Annotated in this window: 21 protein-coding genes; 16 read left to right on the top strand and 5 right to left on the bottom strand. The window is 65.7% G+C overall.

The window, feature by feature from the left end; all coding sequences use genetic code 11:
* Positions 1-53 precede the first annotated feature (53 nt).
* The 10 genes from B5D38_RS12915 to B5D38_RS12870 all read left to right on the top strand — a co-directional run bounded on the left by B5D38_RS12915 (position 54) and on the right by B5D38_RS12870 (position 10,450).
* A complete protein-coding gene (locus tag B5D38_RS12915; RefSeq protein ID WP_078708847.1) occupies positions 54-1,538 on the top strand; it encodes a UbiD family decarboxylase in 1,485 nt (494 codons plus the stop codon).
* 314 nt (positions 1,539-1,852) lie between these two features.
* Positions 1,853-2,062 carry a cold-shock protein gene (locus B5D38_RS12910; RefSeq protein ID WP_078708846.1) on the top strand — a complete coding sequence of 70 codons (210 nt, stop codon included), beginning with the start codon at positions 1,853-1,855 and terminating at the stop codon, positions 2,060-2,062.
* Between the two features lie 289 nt (positions 2,063-2,351).
* Positions 2,352-2,591 (top strand): hypothetical protein, encoded by a 240-nt coding sequence (locus B5D38_RS12905; protein ID WP_078708845.1) that lies wholly within the window; start codon positions 2,352-2,354, stop codon positions 2,589-2,591.
* A gap of 273 nt (positions 2,592-2,864) precedes the next feature.
* On the top strand, positions 2,865-4,223 hold the full coding sequence (locus tag B5D38_RS12900; RefSeq protein ID WP_078708844.1) for a cytochrome P450: 1,359 nt from the start codon (positions 2,865-2,867) through the stop codon (positions 4,221-4,223).
* A gap of 128 nt (positions 4,224-4,351) precedes the next feature.
* The gene (locus B5D38_RS12895; protein ID WP_078708843.1) at positions 4,352-4,843 is read left to right on the top strand and encodes a bacterioferritin; all 492 of its coding nucleotides are present in this window, start codon (positions 4,352-4,354) and stop codon (positions 4,841-4,843) included.
* A 55-nt stretch (positions 4,844-4,898) separates the two neighbouring features.
* Entirely contained in the window at positions 4,899-5,930 is a 1,032-nt protein-coding gene (gene mepA / locus B5D38_RS12890) for a penicillin-insensitive murein endopeptidase (RefSeq protein WP_078708842.1), read from the top strand.
* Between the two features lie 86 nt (positions 5,931-6,016).
* The gene (locus B5D38_RS12885; protein WP_078708841.1) at positions 6,017-7,039 is read left to right on the top strand and encodes a glucokinase; all 1,023 of its coding nucleotides are present in this window, start codon (positions 6,017-6,019) and stop codon (positions 7,037-7,039) included.
* Between the two features lie 19 nt (positions 7,040-7,058).
* Positions 7,059-8,879 (top strand): ABC transporter ATP-binding protein, encoded by a 1,821-nt coding sequence (locus B5D38_RS12880; protein ID WP_116002725.1) that lies wholly within the window; start codon positions 7,059-7,061, stop codon positions 8,877-8,879.
* 75 nt (positions 8,880-8,954) lie between these two features.
* On the top strand, positions 8,955-9,764 hold the full coding sequence (gene dapB / locus B5D38_RS12875; RefSeq protein ID WP_078708839.1) for a 4-hydroxy-tetrahydrodipicolinate reductase: 810 nt from the start codon (positions 8,955-8,957) through the stop codon (positions 9,762-9,764).
* A 68-nt stretch (positions 9,765-9,832) separates the two neighbouring features.
* Positions 9,833-10,450: a 2,3-bisphosphoglycerate-dependent phosphoglycerate mutase gene (locus B5D38_RS12870; RefSeq protein WP_078708838.1), complete on the top strand. Its 618-nt coding sequence runs from the start codon at positions 9,833-9,835 to the stop codon at positions 10,448-10,450.
* A gap of 94 nt (positions 10,451-10,544) precedes the next feature.
* Here the strand turns inward: B5D38_RS12870 and gnd are convergent, their stop codons facing one another.
* Positions 10,545-11,522: a phosphogluconate dehydrogenase (NAD(+)-dependent, decarboxylating) gene (gene gnd, locus B5D38_RS12865; RefSeq protein WP_078708837.1), complete on the bottom strand. Its 978-nt coding sequence runs from the start codon at positions 11,520-11,522 to the stop codon at positions 10,545-10,547.
* Positions 11,523-11,752: 230 nt separating this feature from the next.
* Here gnd and B5D38_RS12860 point away from each other — a divergent pair, with 230 nt between their 5' ends.
* From B5D38_RS12860 to B5D38_RS22225, 5 genes are all read left to right on the top strand, one after another.
* The gene (locus tag B5D38_RS12860; protein WP_078708836.1) at positions 11,753-12,430 is read left to right on the top strand and encodes an orotate phosphoribosyltransferase; all 678 of its coding nucleotides are present in this window, start codon (positions 11,753-11,755) and stop codon (positions 12,428-12,430) included.
* 63 nt (positions 12,431-12,493) lie between these two features.
* Complete coding sequence (locus tag B5D38_RS12855) at positions 12,494-13,165, top strand: phosphoribosyltransferase (protein ID WP_078708835.1); 672 nt, start codon at positions 12,494-12,496, stop codon at positions 13,163-13,165.
* 376 nt (positions 13,166-13,541) lie between these two features.
* Positions 13,542-14,234: a helix-turn-helix transcriptional regulator gene (locus B5D38_RS12850; RefSeq protein ID WP_078708834.1), complete on the top strand. Its 693-nt coding sequence runs from the start codon at positions 13,542-13,544 to the stop codon at positions 14,232-14,234.
* 88 nt (positions 14,235-14,322) lie between these two features.
* Positions 14,323-14,553 carry a VOC family protein gene (locus B5D38_RS22065; protein WP_131829918.1) on the top strand — a complete coding sequence of 77 codons (231 nt, stop codon included), beginning with the start codon at positions 14,323-14,325 and terminating at the stop codon, positions 14,551-14,553.
* The gene (locus B5D38_RS22225; RefSeq protein WP_165690854.1) at positions 14,550-14,690 is read left to right on the top strand and encodes a VOC family protein; all 141 of its coding nucleotides are present in this window, start codon (positions 14,550-14,552) and stop codon (positions 14,688-14,690) included. Before B5D38_RS22065 ends, B5D38_RS22225 begins: the two co-directional genes overlap by 4 nt.
* Positions 14,691-14,819: 129 nt before the next feature.
* On the opposite strand, the gene B5D38_RS12840 is transcribed toward B5D38_RS22225, so the two are convergent.
* The 4 genes from B5D38_RS12840 to tam form a co-directional block, all read right to left on the bottom strand.
* Positions 14,820-15,446 (bottom strand): DsbE family thiol:disulfide interchange protein, encoded by a 627-nt coding sequence (locus tag B5D38_RS12840; protein WP_078708832.1) that lies wholly within the window; start codon positions 15,444-15,446, stop codon positions 14,820-14,822.
* Positions 15,443-15,622, bottom strand: a complete 180-nt coding sequence (ccmD, locus tag B5D38_RS12835) for a heme exporter protein CcmD (protein ID WP_078708938.1) — start codon at positions 15,620-15,622, stop codon at positions 15,443-15,445. The genes B5D38_RS12840 and ccmD overlap by 4 nt, the downstream gene beginning before the upstream one ends.
* A gap of 13 nt (positions 15,623-15,635) precedes the next feature.
* A complete protein-coding gene (locus B5D38_RS12830; protein WP_078708831.1) occupies positions 15,636-16,391 on the bottom strand; it encodes a heme ABC transporter permease in 756 nt (251 codons plus the stop codon).
* 98 nt (positions 16,392-16,489) lie between these two features.
* Positions 16,490-17,266, bottom strand: a complete 777-nt coding sequence (gene tam, locus B5D38_RS12825; protein WP_078708830.1) for a trans-aconitate 2-methyltransferase — start codon at positions 17,264-17,266, stop codon at positions 16,490-16,492.
* A 167-nt stretch (positions 17,267-17,433) separates the two neighbouring features.
* On the opposite strand from tam, the gene B5D38_RS12820 reads away from it, so the two are divergent.
* Positions 17,434-17,826: an excalibur calcium-binding domain-containing protein gene (locus B5D38_RS12820; RefSeq protein WP_078708937.1), complete on the top strand. Its 393-nt coding sequence runs from the start codon at positions 17,434-17,436 to the stop codon at positions 17,824-17,826.
* Positions 17,827-17,830 lie beyond the last annotated feature (4 nt).

The raw sequence follows: 17,830 nt of genomic DNA, 5'->3' as shown, positions 1-17,830 counted from the left end.
AGTTTGGGTGCATTTGGGGTGGCAGTCAGCCGGTTCCGACCTCGGAGAATCCCATGTACCAGCGCTCGCAACCGGCTTTCGCGGACCTTCGCGCCTTTCTCGACCACTGCCAGCGCCAGGGCGAGCTGAAGAGCGTGACGGCCCCGGTCGATGTCGCCCAGGAGATGAGCGAGATCCACCGCCGCGTCATCGCCCAGGGCGGCCCGGTGTTGCGATTCGACCGGCCAGTCTCGGGCGACAGATCCTTTGGCCTGCCCGTCGTCGCCAATCTGTACGGCACGAGGGAACGCGTCGCGGCAGCGCTCGGCACGAACCTGGAGGGACTCAAAGGGCTCGGTGAGATGATGGCCTGGCTGCGCTCGCCGAAGCCGCCCGAATCGGCCAGGGCCGCGCTGGACCTTATGCCGGCGGCCAAGGCGGCGCTGAACTCACGTCCGCGATCGGCGCGCGACGGGGCGAAATGGGAGGAACTCGCTCCCGATCTTTCACTTCTGCCGGTCCAGACCTGCTGGCCGGGCGACGCCGGCCCGCTCATCACCTGGCCGCTGGTGGTGACGCGCGCGCCGGGCCGCGACGACTTCTCCACCTACAATCTCGGCGTCTACCGGATGCAGGTCCTGGACAAGCGGCGCGCCATCGCCCGCTGGCTTCAGATGCGGGGCGGAGCGGTTCATCATCGCCAATGGGTCAAGGCCGGCAAGGAGATGCCGGTCGCCGTGGTCATCGGCGCCGATCCGGCGACGATGATGGCAGCGGTCATGCCGGCGCCGGAAGGGACCACCGAACTCTCGCTCTCCGGCATTCTCTCAGGGGGGCGGCCGGCCATGGTCCCCTGCCGCACCATTCCGCTGCATGTGCCGGCGAGCGCCGAAATTGTTCTCGAGGGGACGGTGTCCCTGACGGAGACGGCGCAGGAAGGGCCGTTCGGCGACCACACCGGCTATTACAATCCGCCCGAGACCTTTCCCGTCTTCAATCTGAAGCACATGCGCGTGCGCCGCGACGGCGTCTATCTGTCGACCTTCACCGGCCGCGCGCCCGACGAGCCCGCCGTCATCGCCGACACGTTCCTCGAGGTCTTCAAGCCGCTCCTCAAGCAGCAGATGCCGGAGGTGCTCGATGTTTGGTTACCGCCGGAGGCCTGCTCCTATCGCGTCGCCGTCATCGCCATCGACAAGCGCTATGCCGGTCAGGCGCGCCGGGTGATGATGGGATTCTGGTCGCTCCTGCCGCAGTTCACCATGACGAAAATGCTGATCGTCGTCGATGGCGATATCGACATCCGCTCATGGAGCGACGTGATGTGGGCGGTGGCGACCCGTATGGACCCCTCGCGCGACCTCCTGACGGTTGACCGCACCCCCATCGACCATCTCGACTTCGCCTCGCCCCTGGAGGGGCTGGGCGGCAAGCTCGGCATCGACGCCACCAACAAGATCGGCGCGGAGACGAGCCGGGGATGGGGCACCGTTATGCGTACCGATCCGGATATCGCGCGGCGGGTGACGGAGCGTTGGAACGACCTGTTCGGAGCGTAGGCGTAGCTTCGCGCTCCTCCTGTGCTGCCCCCGTTCGACCGTCTCCGAGGCGGCTAAAGTTCATCTTGGTGAGCTGCCGCTTGGGGATCTAACGGGAAGTCGCACGGGTTGCGCTTTTGCTGTCTAAATTAAAAATCTGTGCCGAGCTTGCATTTTCCGCGCCGATCCTCCATATTCCGGAAGTCGATAGACGGCCGGGACTTTGGCCTTGGCGCGGAATGAAAGCGCTCTGTTCAATAATTCTCTCCTGACAAAATCGATCTACAATGGTCCGTTCTCGGGCCTGTCTACACTCGTCTTTGAAAGGGTTTCCCATGACGACGGGAACCGTTAAGTGGTTTAATTCGCAGAAGGGCTTCGGCTTCATCGCTCCTGATGATGGCGGCCCGGATGCCTTCGTTCACATCAGCGCCGTCGAGCGCGCCGGCCTCAGCGAGCTGAAGGACGGTCAGAAGGTCAATTACGAGCTCGTCTCGGACCGCCGCTCCGGCAAGAAGTCCGCCGACAATCTCTCGCTCGCTTGAGCTTCACCGGTAGCCGTTAGGGCTGCGGGTGGTCCGCATCGAAGCCGGGTCGACCACGGATGTACTGGCGAACCCGCGCTTGCGATGCGATGAACACGATATCGGCGCTTGCCACAGGATCGGGCTCCTTCCGCGAGGAAGGAGCCCGATTTGCATTCGGGGCTATCCTCGATCAGACTGCACTGTGCGTGTGCCGCTTCGGCGCTATCTATCACGCAAGCTGCTCCGCCGAGTTTTCCACGCACCCGCGTGACGCGATCACGACCTCGGCTGACCGAAAGCATATCTCATGAACAACACCAGTCAGGCCGAAAGGCGCGCCAATTCCGTTTTTCGTTCGGAATCGCCGCGCCACGAAAAGGGCTCCGCCATGGGGCTGATCAAGGCCGACGCCACCGCTGTCCAGCAGAAGACGGCCCGTCTTCGTGCCCTGAGGCTCGAGCGGGAAGCCGCCGATGCGGGCAAGGCCGCCGATGCGAAGACGGAAGCGAGCCCAAAGAAGAAAACCAGGGCCCGGCGCTCGGCCTGAGCTTACGGCTCACCGCGAAAAGGGTGGTTGCTTCTCGTTTTGACAGAGCCTTACCGCCGGCCACAGGTATCATGACCGCCAAACCGGCTGCCTGTCGCATCAACCGAACGCTCGGAAAGAAAGCTCGCTCCTGATGCGGGCTTGCCATGAAATCGCATGGAGCCGGCCGATCAACCCTTGGCGAGGCCCTTGCATGCGGTCTTCCTGGGCCCAACTCTCCTGCATAGAGGCCGGCGCCGTCGTCCGGTCATCGATCCCGGCAGGAGACTTTTCATGCTCGATCGGCCCACGCTGCCGCCAACGATCACCCCGCACACGCGCCCGCTCACCATCCTCCAGTCGGTCAGGGCAGCGCGGCGCAACGTCCTCGAGCTGATTCCAGAGATCGCCTATCAGCAGCCGATCGTCACCGGGCGCGCGACGTCGCGCTGGCACATGATCCAGGACCCGGCTGCCCTGAAGCGCATCTTCCTCGACAATGTCGACAACTACCCGAAGTCCCAGACGATGGTGCGCATGCTGCGCCCGGCGGTGGGCGACAGCCTCTTCACCTCGGAGGGCGAGGCCTGGCGCTGGCAGAGACGGGCGGTGGCCCCGGTGTTCGCCCAGCGCAATGTCAACGCGCTCGCGCCAATGATGACGGCGACCGCCGAGCGCGCCAGCGAGAGGCTGGACGCCGCCGGTGGCGCCGCCGAGATGGTGCGGGAAATGCTGTCGGCGACGTTCGACGTCATCTGCGAGGTCGCGCTCTCCGGGCGGGAGCATTTCGACGGAGAGGTCTATGCGGCGGCCATCTCCCGTTATTTCGAAACCGTCGGACGGGCCTCTCTCCTCGATTTCCTGCATGTTCCGGACTGGGTGCCGCGCCCCGGCGCCATTGCCGGGCGTGGCGCAGTCAAGACCATGCATGCCATGGTCGCGGAAGCGATCGCCGCGCGGCGCGCCGAGGCACCCGGCGGAGCGGATGACCTGCTCGACCATATGATGAAGGCCAAGGACCCGGAGACGGGGCACTCCATGTCGGCCGAAGATGTGCTGCACAACATGCAGTTCTTCATCGTCGCCGGTCACGAAACGACGGCGCTGGCGCTGTCATGGTCGCTTCTCCTCCTTGCGCTCGATCTCGATGCGCAGGAAAGGGCGCGAGAGGAGGCCCGCGCCGTCCTTGCCGGCCGCGCGGCGGGCGCCGACGATCTTTCGAAAATGCCTTTCATCGGCCAGGTGATCGAGGAGGCGATGCGCCTTTATCCGCCGGTGGGCATGCTGGCGCGTGATCCGCGCGAGGCGGATGTGCTGGCCGGCCGCGACATCAATCCCGGCGAGGTCCTGTTTCTGCCCTTCTATGCGCTCCATCGCCACCATCTCCTGTGGGAGCGTCCCGATCGCTTCGATCCCGACCGCTTCTCACCCGAGGCGCGGCGCAAGATCGACAAGTATCAATATCTGCCGTTCGGGGCGGGGCCGCGCGTCTGCGTCGGCGCCAACTTCGCGATGATGCAGGCCGAGATTATCCTTGCGACGCTCATTTCGCGCTTCCGCTTCGACCTTGCGAGCTTCGCCCTGCCGAAGCCTGTCATGGCGATGACGCTGCGCCCCGATCCGGGCGTTCGTCTCGCGGTGACGCGGGCCTAGGCGCGGCGCGGACGAATCGTCGCGGCCTGGATGGTGGGCTGGAGTGAAGGTCCGCTTGCCCTACGTGTTTAGGGCGACGTCGCAATGCCGACGCAATCATTCTGCATCGCAACAAGGACGATTCTGCCATGAAAGGCCCAGAGGTTTCCCTCAAGCATCTTCAGCGTGCCCTCACGATGGAGCTTACGACGGTCAACACCTATCTGCTTCAGGAGCGCAAGCTCGACGATTGGGGCATCGACCGTCTGGCCAAGCGCATGCGTGAGGAGATCGGCGAGGAGCGTGAGCACGCCAATCTTTATCTGTCCCGCCTGATTCTCCTGGAGGGCGAGCCCGATGTTCATACACTCGACAAGATCGAGCAGCCGAAGTCGGTCAAGAACATCTTCGAGACGCAGCTGGAGATGGAGAATGAGGCGCGCGCCTATTACAACAAGGCCGCGCGCGAATGTGAGGCGGCCGGCGACGTCGGCACCTTCAACCTGTTCATGACCATCCTCGGCGACGAGGAGGAGCATGTCGATTTCTGCGAGGAGCAGCTTGGTCTGATGGAGATGCTGGGCGACCAGCTCTACATCTCCCGTCAGGTTTCCTCCGCGGCCGGGGAAGACGAAGAATAGCGCCGGCGGGCTGTTTCACCACGCCCCGCCCGGCGCATGACGACAAGAGGTGGGGATGGTGAAATTCTCGTGCCGGCTCTCCGCCGGCCTTATGCTTGCTTCGAGCGTGTTGATGGCGGCCGCCTCGCCCAGCGGGGCGGCCTCGCCGCTGGCCAAGGAAGCCTTCTCGGCGGCGCGCGAGCCGGCGGCGATGGCGACGCGGAGCATCGGCTTCTATTCCAAGGGATGCCTTGCCGGCGCCGCGACGTTGCCGATCGACGGGCCTGACTGGCAGGTCATGCGCACCTCCCGCAATCGTCACTATGGGCATCCCGCGACTGTCGCCTTCGTCGAGAAGCTGGCGGAGCGAGCGGCGCGCGAAGATGGCTGGCCGGGGCTTCTTGTCGGCGACATGTCGCAACCGCGCGGCGGGCCGCTGCCCTATGGCCATGCGTCGCATCAGATCGGGCTCGATGTCGACATCTGGTTCCGTCCGATGCCGGAAAAGCGGCTCACGGTCGAGCAGCGGGAGGACTATCCCTTCCGCTCGGTGCTCAAGAAGGGCACGTTCCAGGTCGACGACACCATCTGGGACAAGCGCTATGCCGGGCTCGTCAAGCTCGCGGCCGAGGACCCTGAGGTCGAGCGCATCTTCGTTCATCCGGGCATCAAGAAGAAGCTTTGCGAGACGACGCGCGGCGATCGCGGCTGGCTCAACAAGGTGCGCCCCTATTACGGCCACAACGAACATTTCCACGTCCGCCTGTCTTGCCAACCGGGGTCCGACGGTTGCAAGCCCCAGGCCTCGACAGGCACGGGAGACGGCTGCGGCGACCTTGGCTGGTGGTTCAATGTCGCGCTTCAGCCGCCGAAGCCGGGCGCCAAGCCGGCCAAGCCCAAGCCGCCCATGCGGGTGGCGGATCTGCCTGCGGCCTGCGCCGCCGTCCTCGCCGCGCCTTCGGCCGGCGGCGGTGCCTCGCAGCCTGTCGCGGTGACGGCCCCGCCGGTTCCCTCAGCGGCGCCACCCGCCGCGATGTTCCCGGAGGCCGGACCGGTTCCGCCGCTTCCCGTCGCCGGTCCGAGGCCCGGAGCCCGCCCCTCGAACTGAGGGGCGGCGTACCGCCCTGCCTTTGCGTCCGGCCCCGCGATAGCGTATTGGCGGGCCGGACAGATTGGCGCGAAGCGGGTTGAGGCATGATCAGCACTCTCGACAGCGATCCGGGACTGACCTTTCCGGTCTTGATCGGCGACATCGGCGGCACCAATGCCCGCTTTGCCGTGCTGGAAAATGAAACGGCCGAGCCGAAGCACTACGAGATCGCTCGCACCGCCGATCACAAGACGATTGACGATGCCATTCGCGCGGTTGTGATCGCGGCGGGCGGCCGCCCAAAGTCCGCGCTGCTCGCTGTGGCCGGGCCGGTGGACGGCGATGAGATCGACCTCACCAATGCGCCCTGGGTCATCAAGCCGCGCCAGATGCTCGCCTCCCTCGATCTTCGGGAGGTGGTCGTCCTCAACGATTTCGAGGCCCAGGCGCTGGCCGTTTCCGCCCTGCCGCCAAGCGTTCATCATGCCATCGGCGGCGGCCACGTCCATGAAACGGCCTCGCGCGTCGTGCTCGGCCCCGGAACCGGCCTCGGCGTCGCCGGGCTCGTCAAGGTGCGTGACATCTGGGTGCCTGTCGCGGGCGAGGGCGGGCATGTCGATCTCGGGCCGCGCACGGCGCGCGACCAGGCCATCTGGCCTCATCTCGAGACCATCGAGGGCCGCGTTTCCGGAGAGCAGGTGCTGTGCGGGCGCGGGCTCGTCAACCTCTACCGTGCGATCTGCGCGGCCGATGGAGTCATGCCCATTCTCAGTGAACCAGCCGAGGTGTCCGGAGCGGCCAGCACCGCTGCCAACGCCCAGGCCGTCGAGGCGGTGAGGCTTTTCACGCTCTATGTCGGGCGCTACGCGGGCGATCTGGCGCTGATCTTCATGGCGCGCGGCGGCGTCTATATCGGCGGCGGCATCTTCCAGCGCCTGATCCCGATTCTCGATGTCGGAGCGATCCGCGCCGAGTTCGAGAACAAGGCGCCGCACACCGATCTGATGCGGCAGGTGCCGCTCTTCGTGGTCACGGCGTCCCTGGCGGCACTGACCGGGCTGGCGGCCTACGCCCGCGCGCCGCGCCGATACGGCATCGAGACGGCCGAGCGCCGATGGATGGCGTGACATGCAGGACCGGCCGAGCATGAAGGCTCCGATTTTGACCGGCGGCAAGGCGGAGCGCGGGCAGGTGATCCGCCTCCTGAAGAGGATTGCCGCCGAGAACGGGCGCGAATATCTCGGGCTCTATAGCGTCGCCGCCGTCTGCCTGGTCCTTGGGTCGCTTTCCACCGCCTTCATGGCGTGGATCATGCGAGACGTCATCGACGAGATCTTCGTCGCCCAGAATCGCTCGCTTCTCGTGGCGCTGCCCTTCGCGGTTTTCGTCTCCTTCGTTGTGCGCGGCCTTTCCGGCTATCAGCAGGGCGTGATCCTGGAGAGGATCGGCAACAACATCGTCGCGCGCTACCAGCGGCGCCTCTTCTCGCATCTCACGGACCTCTCCGTCGATTTCTTCCACGAGAACCGCTCGGCGCAGCTGGCTGCGCGCATCAACCAGAACGTGACGGGCATCCGCTCGACGCTGAACCTGACCATCACCTCGATCGCACGCGATCTTCTGACGCTCATTTTCCTGATCGGCGTGATGGTCTATCAGGACCCCCTCCTGTCCTCCATTGCCCTGGTCGGCGGCCCCTTCATCGGCGTGATGATTATGAGGCTGTCGCGCAAGCTGCGCTCGGCGACGCGCAAGTCCGTCGACGTCAACTCCCGCGTGCTGGCCTCCATCCAGGAGGCCGCGCGCGGCATTACGGTGGTCAAGGCCTTCACCATGGAGGAGGTGTTGCGCCAGCGGATCGAGGCGCTGATCGTCGAGGCGGAGGAACGCTCCAACCGCATCGCCCGGATCACCGAGCGCTCCGGACCAGTAACGGAGATCGTGGCGGGCATCGCGATCGCCGCGATCATTGCCTATTCGGGCTATCGCGCGGTCGTCTACGGCTATTCGCCGGGCTCGATGTTCTCGTTCATCACCGCCCTGCTTCTCGCCTACGATCCGGCCCGCCGTCTCGCGCGCCTTCAGGTCCAGCTGGAGCGCGCGCTGGTCAACGCCCAAATGATCTACGAGATCCTGGATATCGAGCCGCGCCAGCCCGACGCGCCCGACGCGCCGGCGCTCGCCGTTGCGGGTGGCGAGATCCGCTTCGAGCATGCCGACTTCAACTACTATCCGACCGAGCCGGTGTTGCGCGACCTCTCGTTCACGGCGCCGGCGGGCAAGACGACCGCCATCATCGGCGCCTCGGGTAGCGGCAAATCGACCGTAATCGCCCTGATCCAGCGTTTCTACAGCCTCCAGGGCGGGCGCATTCTCATCGACGATCAGGACATCTCCGAGGTTACGAAGCGCTCGCTGCGTTCCAGGATCGCGTATGTCCCGCAGGAGCCGTATCTCTTCCAGGGAACGATCCGAGACAACATCCGCTTCGGCCGCCCGGAGGCGACCGACGCGGAGGTGGAGGAGGCCGCCCGGCTCGCCCAGGCGGAGGAATTCATCCTTCTCCAGCCGCAGGGCTACGATACCCCTCTCGGAGAGAACGGAATCACTCTTTCGGGCGGCCAGCGGCAGCGTCTGTCGATCGCCCGCGCCCTGGTTCGCAACGCGCCGATCCTGCTTCTCGACGAGGCGACGTCGGCGCTTGATTCCCGCTCGGAGACGCTGGTCCAGACGGCACTGGAGGAGGCGGCGAGGAACCGCACCGTCGTTGTCGTTGCCCACCGCCTGTCGACCGTCATCGGCGCCGATCGCATTCTGGTGATGGACAAGGGTCAGGTTGTCGAGGAAGGCAGCCATTATGACCTCGTCAATCGGCCGGGCGGCCTCTACGCACGGTTCTACAGCCTGCAGAACCGTGTCGGGTCCGACGCCGAGGCCCTGGCGGAGACCGTCCATGGCCGAGGGTGAGAGCCTGGTGCGGCAATGCGCCGGCTTGCGGGCAAAGCGTGGCCCTGCTCCCTGCCGCGCGCGAAGGAGAGCGAGATGAGCGAGATGAAGCTGGTGGTGACGGGGGCTTCCGGGCGCATGGGGCGCACCCTCGTCCAGACCATCGCCACGACCGAAGGCGTCCGCCTTGTCGCGGCGCTGGAGCGTGAAGGAGCCGCGGCTCTGGGAAGCGACGCTGGCGTTCTCGCCGGCCTTGGCGAAAACGGCGTCAAGCTCACCAGCGAAGTCGCGGCCGCGCTCGCAGGTGCGGATGCCATGATCGATTTCACCGCGCCGGCGGCGAGCGTCGCTAATGCGAAAGCAGCGGCGGCGGCGGGCGTTGCCCACATCATCGGCACGACGGGCCTGTCCGCCGAGGACGAGGCGGCGATCGCCGAGGCCGCGCGGCGCGTCGCCATCGTCAAGTCGGGCAATATGAGCCTCGGCGTCAACCTGCTCGCCGTCATGGTGGAGAAGGCGGCGAAGGCGCTCGGCCCCGATGCCTTCGACATTGAGGTGCTGGAGATGCATCATCGTCACAAGGTCGACGCTCCCTCGGGCACGGCGCTGCTCCTGGGCAAGGCGGCGGCGGACGGGCGGGGCATCGATCTTGGCGACCACAGCGTCAGGGCCCGCGACGGCCATACGGGGCCACGTCCGTCCGGCGCCATCGGCTTCGCCACTTTGCGCGGCGGCTCGGTGGTGGGCGACCATTCCGTGATCTTCGCCGGGGAGGGGGAGCGCATAGAATTCTCCCACCAGGCGAGCGACCGCTCCATCTTCGCGCGAGGTGCCCTGACCGCCGCTCTCTGGGCCAGGGGCCGCGCCCCCGGCCTCTATTCTATGAAGGACGTGCTGGGGCTTTAGCCGACGGCGCGTCGCAACATGGGCCGGTTCGGCCCTCCCTTTGACGAACGCAAACGGAGAACTCTCACATGGAACGCACCCTCGTTCTCGTCCGCCACGGACAAAGCGACTGGAACCTCAAGAACCTCTTCACCGGCTGGCGCGACCCTGACCTTTCCGAGAAGGGCGTCGAGGAGGCACACGCAGCGGGCCGCAAGCTCAAGGAAGCCGGCCTCAAGTTCGACATCGCCTTCACCAGCGTGCTCACCCGCGCCCAGCACACGCTCGGCCTCATCCTGGAGGAACTTGGCCAGACAGGCCTTGAGACGTTCAAGGATCAGGCCCTCAACGAGCGCGACTATGGCGACCTCTCCGGCCTCAACAAGGACGACGCCCGCGCCAAATGGGGCGAGGAGCAGGTGCATGTCTGGCGCCGGTCCTACGACGTTCCGCCTCCCGGCGGCGAAAGCCTCAAGGACACCGGCGCGCGCGTTTGGCCCTACTACATCCACACCATTCAGCCGCATGTGCTCAAGGGCGGGTCGGTGATCGTCGCGGCCCACGGCAACTCGCTGCGCGCCCTGATCATGGCGCTCGATGGGCTGACGGGCGAGGAGATCGTCAGCCGCGAGTTGGCGACCGGCGTGCCGATCGTCTACCGGCTGAACGCCGATTCCAGCGTTGCTGAAAAGACTGTCATGGGCTGATCGCCCTCGATTCGAATGCATGAGAAGGCCGGGCCGCCAAGGGCGCCCGGCCTTTTGTTTTTTGCGAGCTTTCGCGCTTGCTTCTCAGCGCCAGTTATTGCGGCATCTCGACATGGCCGCCGAAGCCGAAGCGCATGGCCGAGAGCAGCTTTTCGCCAAACGTATGGTCCATGCGGGAGCGATAGCGCGCGTAGAGCGCCGCCGTCAGCACGTGGGCCGGCACGGCCTCCTCCATCGCGGCCTCAATGGTCCACTGCCCTTCGCCCGAATCGCTGACGTGCCCGGAGAACTGCGAGAGCTCCTTGTCCTTGGCGAGCGCCTGGGCGGTGAGGTCGAGAAGCCAGGAGGAGATGACCGAGCCGCGCCGCCAGACCTCGGCGATGTCGGGCAGGAAGAGCTCCATGCGCTCCTCTTCCGGCAGCTTGTCCGACGCCTTCTGGGCGAGGATGTCGAAGCCCTCGGCATAGGCCTGCATCATGCCGTACTCGATGCCGTTGTGGACCATCTTGACGAAGTGGCCGGCGCCCGCCGGTCCGGCGTGGATATAGCCACGTTCAGCGCGGTCATCGGGCTCGTCCCGTCCATGGGTGCGCACGATGTCGCCATAGCCCGGCGCCAACGTATCGAAGATCGGATCGAGAAGGTCGACCTGCTCCTTTGGGCCGCCGATCATCATGCAATAGCCGCGCTCGAGGCCCCAGACGCCGCCCGAAGTCCCGATGTCGATATAGTGCATATTCTTCTCGCCAAGCATTTTCGCCCGGCGCATGTCGTCCTTGTAGTAGGTGTTGCCGGCATCGATGATGACGTCGCCGGCCTGCCCGATGCCCGAAAGATCGGTGACGGTCTGTTCGGTCGGTGCGCCGGCTGGCAGCATCACCCAGAAGATACGCGGCCCGTCGAGCTTGGCCGCCATGTCCTCCAGCGAAGTTGCGGGCGTCATGCCCTCCTTGGCCAGGGCGGCGACCGCCTTTTCGCTGCGGTCGTAGACCACGCATTCGTGGCCGCCGCGTACCAGGCGGCGGGCGATGTTTCCGCCCATTCGGCCGAGGCCGATGATCCCTAAGCGCATGATGGCTTCCCCTTGATTGGTCGGATTGCCCCATCGACGAGTGACGCCTGAAGGGAGCGGGTTCCTTCGCAACAATTGGCGGTCGAGAAGCGACTGGCAAGTCCATTCTGCTCGCCGGCGGTACTTGAAGCCACGCGCGGCTGAAGGCTAGATGCCCCACCATCAGCGGCCTGTCCTCCCGAACGGAGGAACGGCGCCGTTTCCTTCTGTCGCACGCGAAGAGGCCGGACGTGACGAGCTTTCCCGACAAGACCCTGATCGCCGAGATGACGGCCAAGATGTTGATCGAGGTGCAGGCCGTGCATTTTCGCGCGGACGAGCCCTTTCGTCTGACTTCCGGCGCGGCGAGTCCTGTCTATATCGACTGCCGAAAGCTCATCTCGTTCCCGCGTCTGCGCACCACGCTGATGGATTTCGCCACCTCCGTCATTCTGTCGGAAGTTGGCTTCGAATCGCTGGACGCCGTGGCAGGCGGCGAGACAGCGGGCATACCCTTCGCGGCCTGGATCGCCGATCGTATGGCGCTGCCGATGCAATATATCCGCAAGCAGCCGAAGGGCTTCGGACGCGGCGCCCAGATCGAGGGCGCCTATAGCGAGGGCGCGCGCACGCTCCTTGTCGAGGATCTCGCCAGCGACGCCGGCTCCAAGATCAAGTTCTGCGAGGCCATGCGCAACGCAGGCCTCAAGGTCGATCACTCGTTCGTGGTCTTCTACTACGACATCTTCCTGAGGGCGAAGACGCGCCTCGATGAGCTCGGCCTTGAGCTTCACTGGCTCGCCAGCTGGTGGGATGTCTTGAAGGTCGCTCGCGACAAGTCATATTTCGATGAGCGAACGCTCAGCGAGGTTGAAGCTTTCCTCCATGCCCCCGAGGAATGGTCGAGGTCGCACGGCGGCACCAACTGAGAATCGAGTTTGCGGTGGGCCTTTTCCTTGCCGCGCGGGGCGCATTCCGGCCGGGAGGTTCGAATGACGATTCCCGAAAAGCCCTTTGCCGATCGCCGCGATGCCGGCCAAATGCTGGCGGAGGTGCTCGTCCCTTTGGCGGCGTCGCGCCCGGTTGTCCTCGCCCTGCCGCGCGGCGGGGTGCCCGTCGCCTTCGAGGTGGCAAGCGCGTTGAAGGCTCCGCTCGACGTTCTCCTGGTGCGCAAGATCGGCGCGCCCGGCGAGCCTGAGCTTGGGCTCGGCGCCGTGGTCGAGGGGGAGCCGGCGGAAATCGTCCTCAACGACGAGGTCACGACCTTCGTCGAAGCGTCTCCCGCCTATGTCGAGGCCGAGGCCCGGCGGCAGGTGGCGGAGATCGAGCACCGGCGGGCGCTCTATGGCCGCGACCGCGTTCGGCCCGACCTGAAAGGGCGCACGGTCATCCTGATGGATGACGGGATCGCGACGGGCGGAACGGCCCGCGCGGCCCTGACGGCTCTGGCGCGCTCAGGGGCCAGCCGGCTCATCCTCGCCGTGCCGGTGGCGCCGTCCTCCGCGCTTGCAGGTCTTTCGGAGGCGGCGAGCGAGATCTTCTGCCTGAGGCAGCCCGAGGACTTTCGCTCGGTCGGCGAAGCCTATGTCGATTTCGATCAGACGTCGGACGAGGAGGTGATCGCGCTTCTCGATCAGGCGCGGTCCCTCGGCGATCCCAAATGAGAGAAGTGCGGAGGAGATGGGCGGGCGCGGCTTAACACCCCTCGAAAGCCGCGACCCGCCCGCGATATCGACGAAGAGGGCGGTCTTTTGCCGTCTCTCTTCCTGAGCGAAGCGCGTTCCCGCTGGACCGCGTCGTCACTCGATCTTCTTGTTTTATGCATGTTCCCAGAGAGCCTCGGGAGCTTCCTGGATCATGCTCCGTACCCGCAAAGCTGAATCTGGCCTTGAATGGTTAACGAAAGGTTAACGTTTGAAGGTCGGCATTAACTGATGCTGGATCGTCACACCTCGCGCGTGCTGGGGAGGCGCTCCTTCCGCTGAATGGATAGGCGATACTGCTGCCACGAACTGTCAGTATCGGGATATAGTGGAGGCCATGTCTCGCTCCGAGCGCCTGTTGCGCCTCCTTCAAGTCCTTCGCGCCCATCGCCGGCCGGTCAGCGGCCGTCTCCTGGCCGAAGAGACGGGCGTCTCCCTGCGCACGCTCTATCGCGACATCGCGAGCCTGCAGGCGCAGGGCGCGGCAATCGAGGGTGAGGCGGGCGTCGGCTATGTGCTCAAGCCTGGGTTTCTCTTGCCGCCGCTGATGTTCTCGAGCGAGGAGATCGAAGCGCTGGTTCTCGGCTCGCGATGGGTGGCGGAGCGCGGCGACGGGGCGCTGTCGGCCGCAGCCAGAGGGGCGCTCGCCAAGATCGCGGCGGTCCTGCCGGAAGACCTTAAGACCGAGTTGCAAACCTCGGGCCTCGTGGTCGCTTCGATGGAGATCGAGCACCATGCTGTGCCTCTTGCGCTGCTGAGGCAGGCCGTGCGCGAGCGCCGCAAGTTGACGATCCACTATCGCGATGGCGGCGACGCCGAGTCGCGGCGCACCGTCTGGCCCTTCGTGCTCGCCTTCTTCGATCAGGTGAGAATGCTGGTCGCCTGGTGCGAGCTGCGCCAGGACTTCCGACATTTCCGCGCCGACCGCATCGGGGCGGCTGAGATGTCGGGGGAGCGCTATCCGTCCTCCCGGCCGGCGCTCATGAAAGCCTGGAGAGACAGCCAAGGCATCACACGCACCTTCGATTGATTGTTGCCCCGCCACTGAACGCTGCTGACACAATCTGGCAGTGGAGGCTCGTAGGGTCTGCTCCTCTTCCCAAAGGAAAGGACGACCCATGACCACCCATCCCAGCTACGTTCTTCTTCACGTCGCCGACTCGGCGAAAAGCGCTGCCTTCTACGGCAAGCTCTTCGATGTCGCGCCGACCGTGGTGGAAGACAATTCGCGCTCTTCATCCTGTCCACGGGGCTGCGCCTCGGGCTTTGGGCCAAGGGAAAGCCCGCCGTCAGCACCGGCGCGGGCACCGTCGAACTCGGCCTTCGCCTGGAGACGGCCGGGGCGGTGAAAGCGCTTCACGAGACATGGAAAGCCGATGGGATCGCCATCGCGCAAGGACCTCAGGCCGCGGACTTCGGGCTCAATTTTCTGGCGCTCGATCCCGATGGCCACCGCATTCGGGTCTGGTCCATCGATGAAGGCTGAGCCTTTGCCATATGAATTTCCGTCGCCCCTGCCAACCATGTTCGGCGGGGGCGGTCGGAAGGGTTCATGGTTCGGCGGGGGCGGTCGGAAGGGTTCATGCAGATCAAACGACGCAGCGGCGCCTGAAGATTATTTCGCGCCGGCCAGAACCTTGCCGAGCGCCTGCTCCAGCGGTCCCTTGACCACCTCGGGCGTGAACGGGCCGGTCTGCTTCCACGCGATGGTGCCGTCGGGCGAAACGAGGAAGCTTTCCGGCACGCCATAGACGCCCCAGTCAATGGTGCTCGTGCCCTTCTCGTCCGCGCCGATGGCGGAGAAGGGGTTGCCGAGGCCGTCGAGGAAGCCGCGCGCGTTTTCGGGCTTGTCCTTGTAATTGATGGCGACCAGCGTGAAGCGCTGATCCTTGGCGAGATCGAGAAGGATCGGGTGCTCGACGCGGCAGGGGACGCACCAGGACGCGAAGACGTTGACCAGCACCGGCTTGCCCTCGGCGAGCAGGGCGGGCAGATCCAGGCCCTTTACCGGCTGGCCGCCGGGCGCGGCGATGCCCGCCAATGCCGGCAGCACCGTGCGTGGCGCGGGCTTGCCGATGAGGACGGACGGGACCTCGCGCGGGTCCTGGCCGAAGGAGAGCTGGTAGAGGAAGACGCCGGCCAGCGCGAAGAAGAAGAGCAGCGGCAGCGCGACCCAGAGGCCGGTGCGCCGGCGCGGCGCCTCGGCTTGGCCCGCATCGTTGCCAGAGGCGGTCTCGCTCACGCGGCCGTCCCCCGCGCCGAGGCGTCGGAACGGCGGCGGATGCCGCGCGCCTCGAGCGCCTTCAACTCGCGCTGGCGTCCACGCGCATCGAGGAAGAGCCAGAGCGCGAGGCCGAGGAGCGACAGCGCCGAGACGCCGTAGGCAGCGGAAATGAAGGCGAAATACTCGTTCTGCATGGCAAGGTCCGTCTCAGGCGCCGGAGGCGCGGGCGGCAAGGCGCGACAGGGCCATGACGCGCCGCCGCAGCACCTCGGTGCGCATGGCCGTGAGGTGCATGGCGAAGAAGAGAAGGGTGAAGCCGGCGGCGCAGACCAGGAGCGGCACCAGGAAGGCGGCGGGCATGGCGGGGCCGTCAACGCGCATGACGCTGGCGGGCTGATGCAGCGTGTTCCACCAGTCCACCGAGAACTTGATGATCGGGATGTTGACGAAGCCGACCAGCACCAGAACGGCGGCCGCCCGCGCCGAACGGCCGGGGTCCTCCAGCGCGCGCGTCAGCGCGATAAGGCCGAGATACATCAGGAACAGGATGAAGACCGAGGTGAGGCGGGCATCCCACACCCACCACGTGCCCCACATGGGCCGCCCCCAGATGGAGCCGGTGACGAGCGACAGGAAGGTGAAGACCGCGCCGATGGGCGCCGCCGCCTTGACGGAAACGTCGGCCAGCGGATGCCGCCAGACCAGCGTGCCGAGGGCGGAGACGCTCATCACCGTCCACGTCATCATGGCAATCCAGGCAAAGGGCACGTGGATGAACATGATCCTGACGGTGGAGCCCTGCTGGTAGTCGTCCGGCGCCGTCAGCGCGAGGAAGAGCCCCGCCGCCAGAACGACGAGCGCCAGCCCGTAGAGCCATGGCTGGATGGCCCCCGAAAGCTGGAGAAACCGCGTCGGATTGGCGAGCGCCGCAAAGCGCGACGGCGAGGTTGCGACATTGCTCATGCGGCGCACACTAGAACTGTTCTCGGACAACGGCAAATCGTGTCTCACGAATGAGGCCTGAAGCCTTTGTTCCAGGTCAAGTTTTGGCCGGCGAGGGATCACGCTTTGCGGCGCGCGACGATGAACAGGCGCGGGAAATGAAGAAGCACCTTGCCGTCCGCTCTCGGCCGGTAGCTCTCGGAAAGGCGGGCCTCGTAGGCGGCGAGGAAACCGGTCTGCTCGCTTTCGTCGAGGGGGGCAAGGAAGGGCCTCAGCCCTGTCGCCTTCAGCCAGGTGACGATGGCGGCCGGCCCTTCCATGACGTGGCTATAGGTCGTCCGCCAGACGTCGATCTCGTCTGCCAGCGGCGCGAGGAGATCATAATAGGCCTCGGTGGATAGGATTTTCGTGCGGCTCGCCGCCGCTCGCGAGAGCTTGCCCGCCCAGGGTCCGTCCGCCGCCGTTTCGCGCATCGCCCGGTGCGAGGGCTCGCCGAGATTGTCGGGCATTTGGATGGCGAGGGCGCCGCCGGGGGCAAGGCGCTGCATGAGCAAGGGAAACAGGCTTTCGTGGTCGCCGAGCCACTGCAGCACGGCATTGCCGAAGATCAGGTCGGCCGGCCACTCGGGCGCATAGGTCGCAACGTCCCCTTCGATGAAGGTGCAGTTGGGCAGGGCGGCGCGCGCCTTCTCCAGCATGGCGGGGGAGGTGTCGACGCCGGTGATCGCCGCCTCGGGAAAGCGCTCGGCGATGAGCGCCGTCGAGTTGCCCGGCCCACAGCCGAGGTCGACCGCCGTCGCCGCGCTCTCCAGCGGCACACGCGCCAAAAGCTCCCGCGCCGGCCGCGTCCGTTCATCTGCGAATTTCAGATAGAGATCGGCGTTCCAGTCGGTCATGGTGGATACTCCCTCGGCGGCCAAGCGGCGGCTTGTATTTGCCTCGTCGCAAGCCTGCAACGCAAGTCGAAGGGCCAGATCGATACAGGGATAACAGGCGTTTTTATAAAGTTTGCGGATTGGATTTAGCGATCGATCAGCGGAACGGTGGCAACGTCTTACTCCTGATGATCAGAGAGACTCAATTGCCGATCTCCTTGCTCTCTCACCGCGCCGCTGAAGACCATCGTGAAGAACGAGTGCGCCACCTTCGGGGTCGCTTTGCTCGCGTCTCGCGACATCTCTTCCGGCCGGCGCGCAACCGGCGCCTCAGGAAGCTTTGCGTGGCGGCATTGCCCGTCATTCTCATCGTGATTGTGGGGCTTGGTTTTTTCGCCAGCCCATGGCCGCCGAGCACCACTTTGCGTCACCTCGCTTCCCTGCCAAATTGTGCCGCTGCGAGGGCGGTTGGCCTCGCGCCCGCCTATCGTGGCGGGCCGGGATATTGGCCCTGGCTCGACAGTGACGGCGATGGGATCGCGTGCGAGCCATATAGCCGCCGCGTCATCCTCGCGCGATAGCGCG

The sequence above is a fragment of the Consotaella salsifontis genome (genome assembly GCF_900167365.1).
GTDB classification, from domain to species: Bacteria; Pseudomonadota; Alphaproteobacteria; order Rhizobiales; family Rhizobiaceae; genus Consotaella; species Consotaella salsifontis.
The sequence above is the reverse complement of the archived record's forward strand: the minus strand, read 5'-3'. Positions and strand labels throughout refer to the sequence as shown.

Excerpts from the sequence above, each read along its gene's own strand:
- B5D38_RS12915 (WP_078708847.1), top strand. The coding sequence starts at position 54 with ATGTACCAGCGCTCGCAACCGGCTTTCGCGGACCTTCGCGCCTTTCTC.
- B5D38_RS12910 (WP_078708846.1), top strand. The coding sequence starts at position 1,853 with ATGACGACGGGAACCGTTAAGTGGTTTAATTCGCAGAAGGGCTTCGGC.
- B5D38_RS12905 (WP_078708845.1), top strand. The coding sequence starts at position 2,352 with ATGAACAACACCAGTCAGGCCGAAAGGCGCGCCAATTCCGTTTTTCGT.
- B5D38_RS12900 (WP_078708844.1), top strand. The coding sequence starts at position 2,865 with ATGCTCGATCGGCCCACGCTGCCGCCAACGATCACCCCGCACACGCGC.
- B5D38_RS12895 (WP_078708843.1), top strand. The coding sequence starts at position 4,352 with ATGAAAGGCCCAGAGGTTTCCCTCAAGCATCTTCAGCGTGCCCTCACG.
- mepA (WP_078708842.1), top strand. The coding sequence starts at position 4,899 with ATGGTGAAATTCTCGTGCCGGCTCTCCGCCGGCCTTATGCTTGCTTCG.
- B5D38_RS12885 (WP_078708841.1), top strand. The coding sequence starts at position 6,017 with ATGATCAGCACTCTCGACAGCGATCCGGGACTGACCTTTCCGGTCTTG.
- B5D38_RS12880 (WP_116002725.1), top strand. The coding sequence starts at position 7,059 with ATGAAGGCTCCGATTTTGACCGGCGGCAAGGCGGAGCGCGGGCAGGTG.
- dapB (WP_078708839.1), top strand. The coding sequence starts at position 8,955 with ATGAGCGAGATGAAGCTGGTGGTGACGGGGGCTTCCGGGCGCATGGGG.
- B5D38_RS12870 (WP_078708838.1), top strand. The coding sequence starts at position 9,833 with ATGGAACGCACCCTCGTTCTCGTCCGCCACGGACAAAGCGACTGGAAC.
- gnd (WP_078708837.1), bottom strand. The coding sequence starts at position 11,522 with ATGCGCTTAGGGATCATCGGCCTCGGCCGAATGGGCGGAAACATCGCC.
- B5D38_RS12855 (WP_078708835.1), top strand. The coding sequence starts at position 12,494 with ATGACGATTCCCGAAAAGCCCTTTGCCGATCGCCGCGATGCCGGCCAA.
- B5D38_RS12850 (WP_078708834.1), top strand. The coding sequence starts at position 13,542 with ATGTCTCGCTCCGAGCGCCTGTTGCGCCTCCTTCAAGTCCTTCGCGCC.
- B5D38_RS22065 (WP_131829918.1), top strand. The coding sequence starts at position 14,323 with ATGACCACCCATCCCAGCTACGTTCTTCTTCACGTCGCCGACTCGGCG.
- ccmD (WP_078708938.1), bottom strand. The coding sequence starts at position 15,622 with ATGCAGAACGAGTATTTCGCCTTCATTTCCGCTGCCTACGGCGTCTCG.
- B5D38_RS12830 (WP_078708831.1), bottom strand. The coding sequence starts at position 16,391 with ATGAGCAATGTCGCAACCTCGCCGTCGCGCTTTGCGGCGCTCGCCAAT.
- tam (WP_078708830.1), bottom strand. The coding sequence starts at position 17,266 with ATGACCGACTGGAACGCCGATCTCTATCTGAAATTCGCAGATGAACGG.
- B5D38_RS12820 (WP_078708937.1), top strand. The coding sequence starts at position 17,434 with ATGATCAGAGAGACTCAATTGCCGATCTCCTTGCTCTCTCACCGCGCC.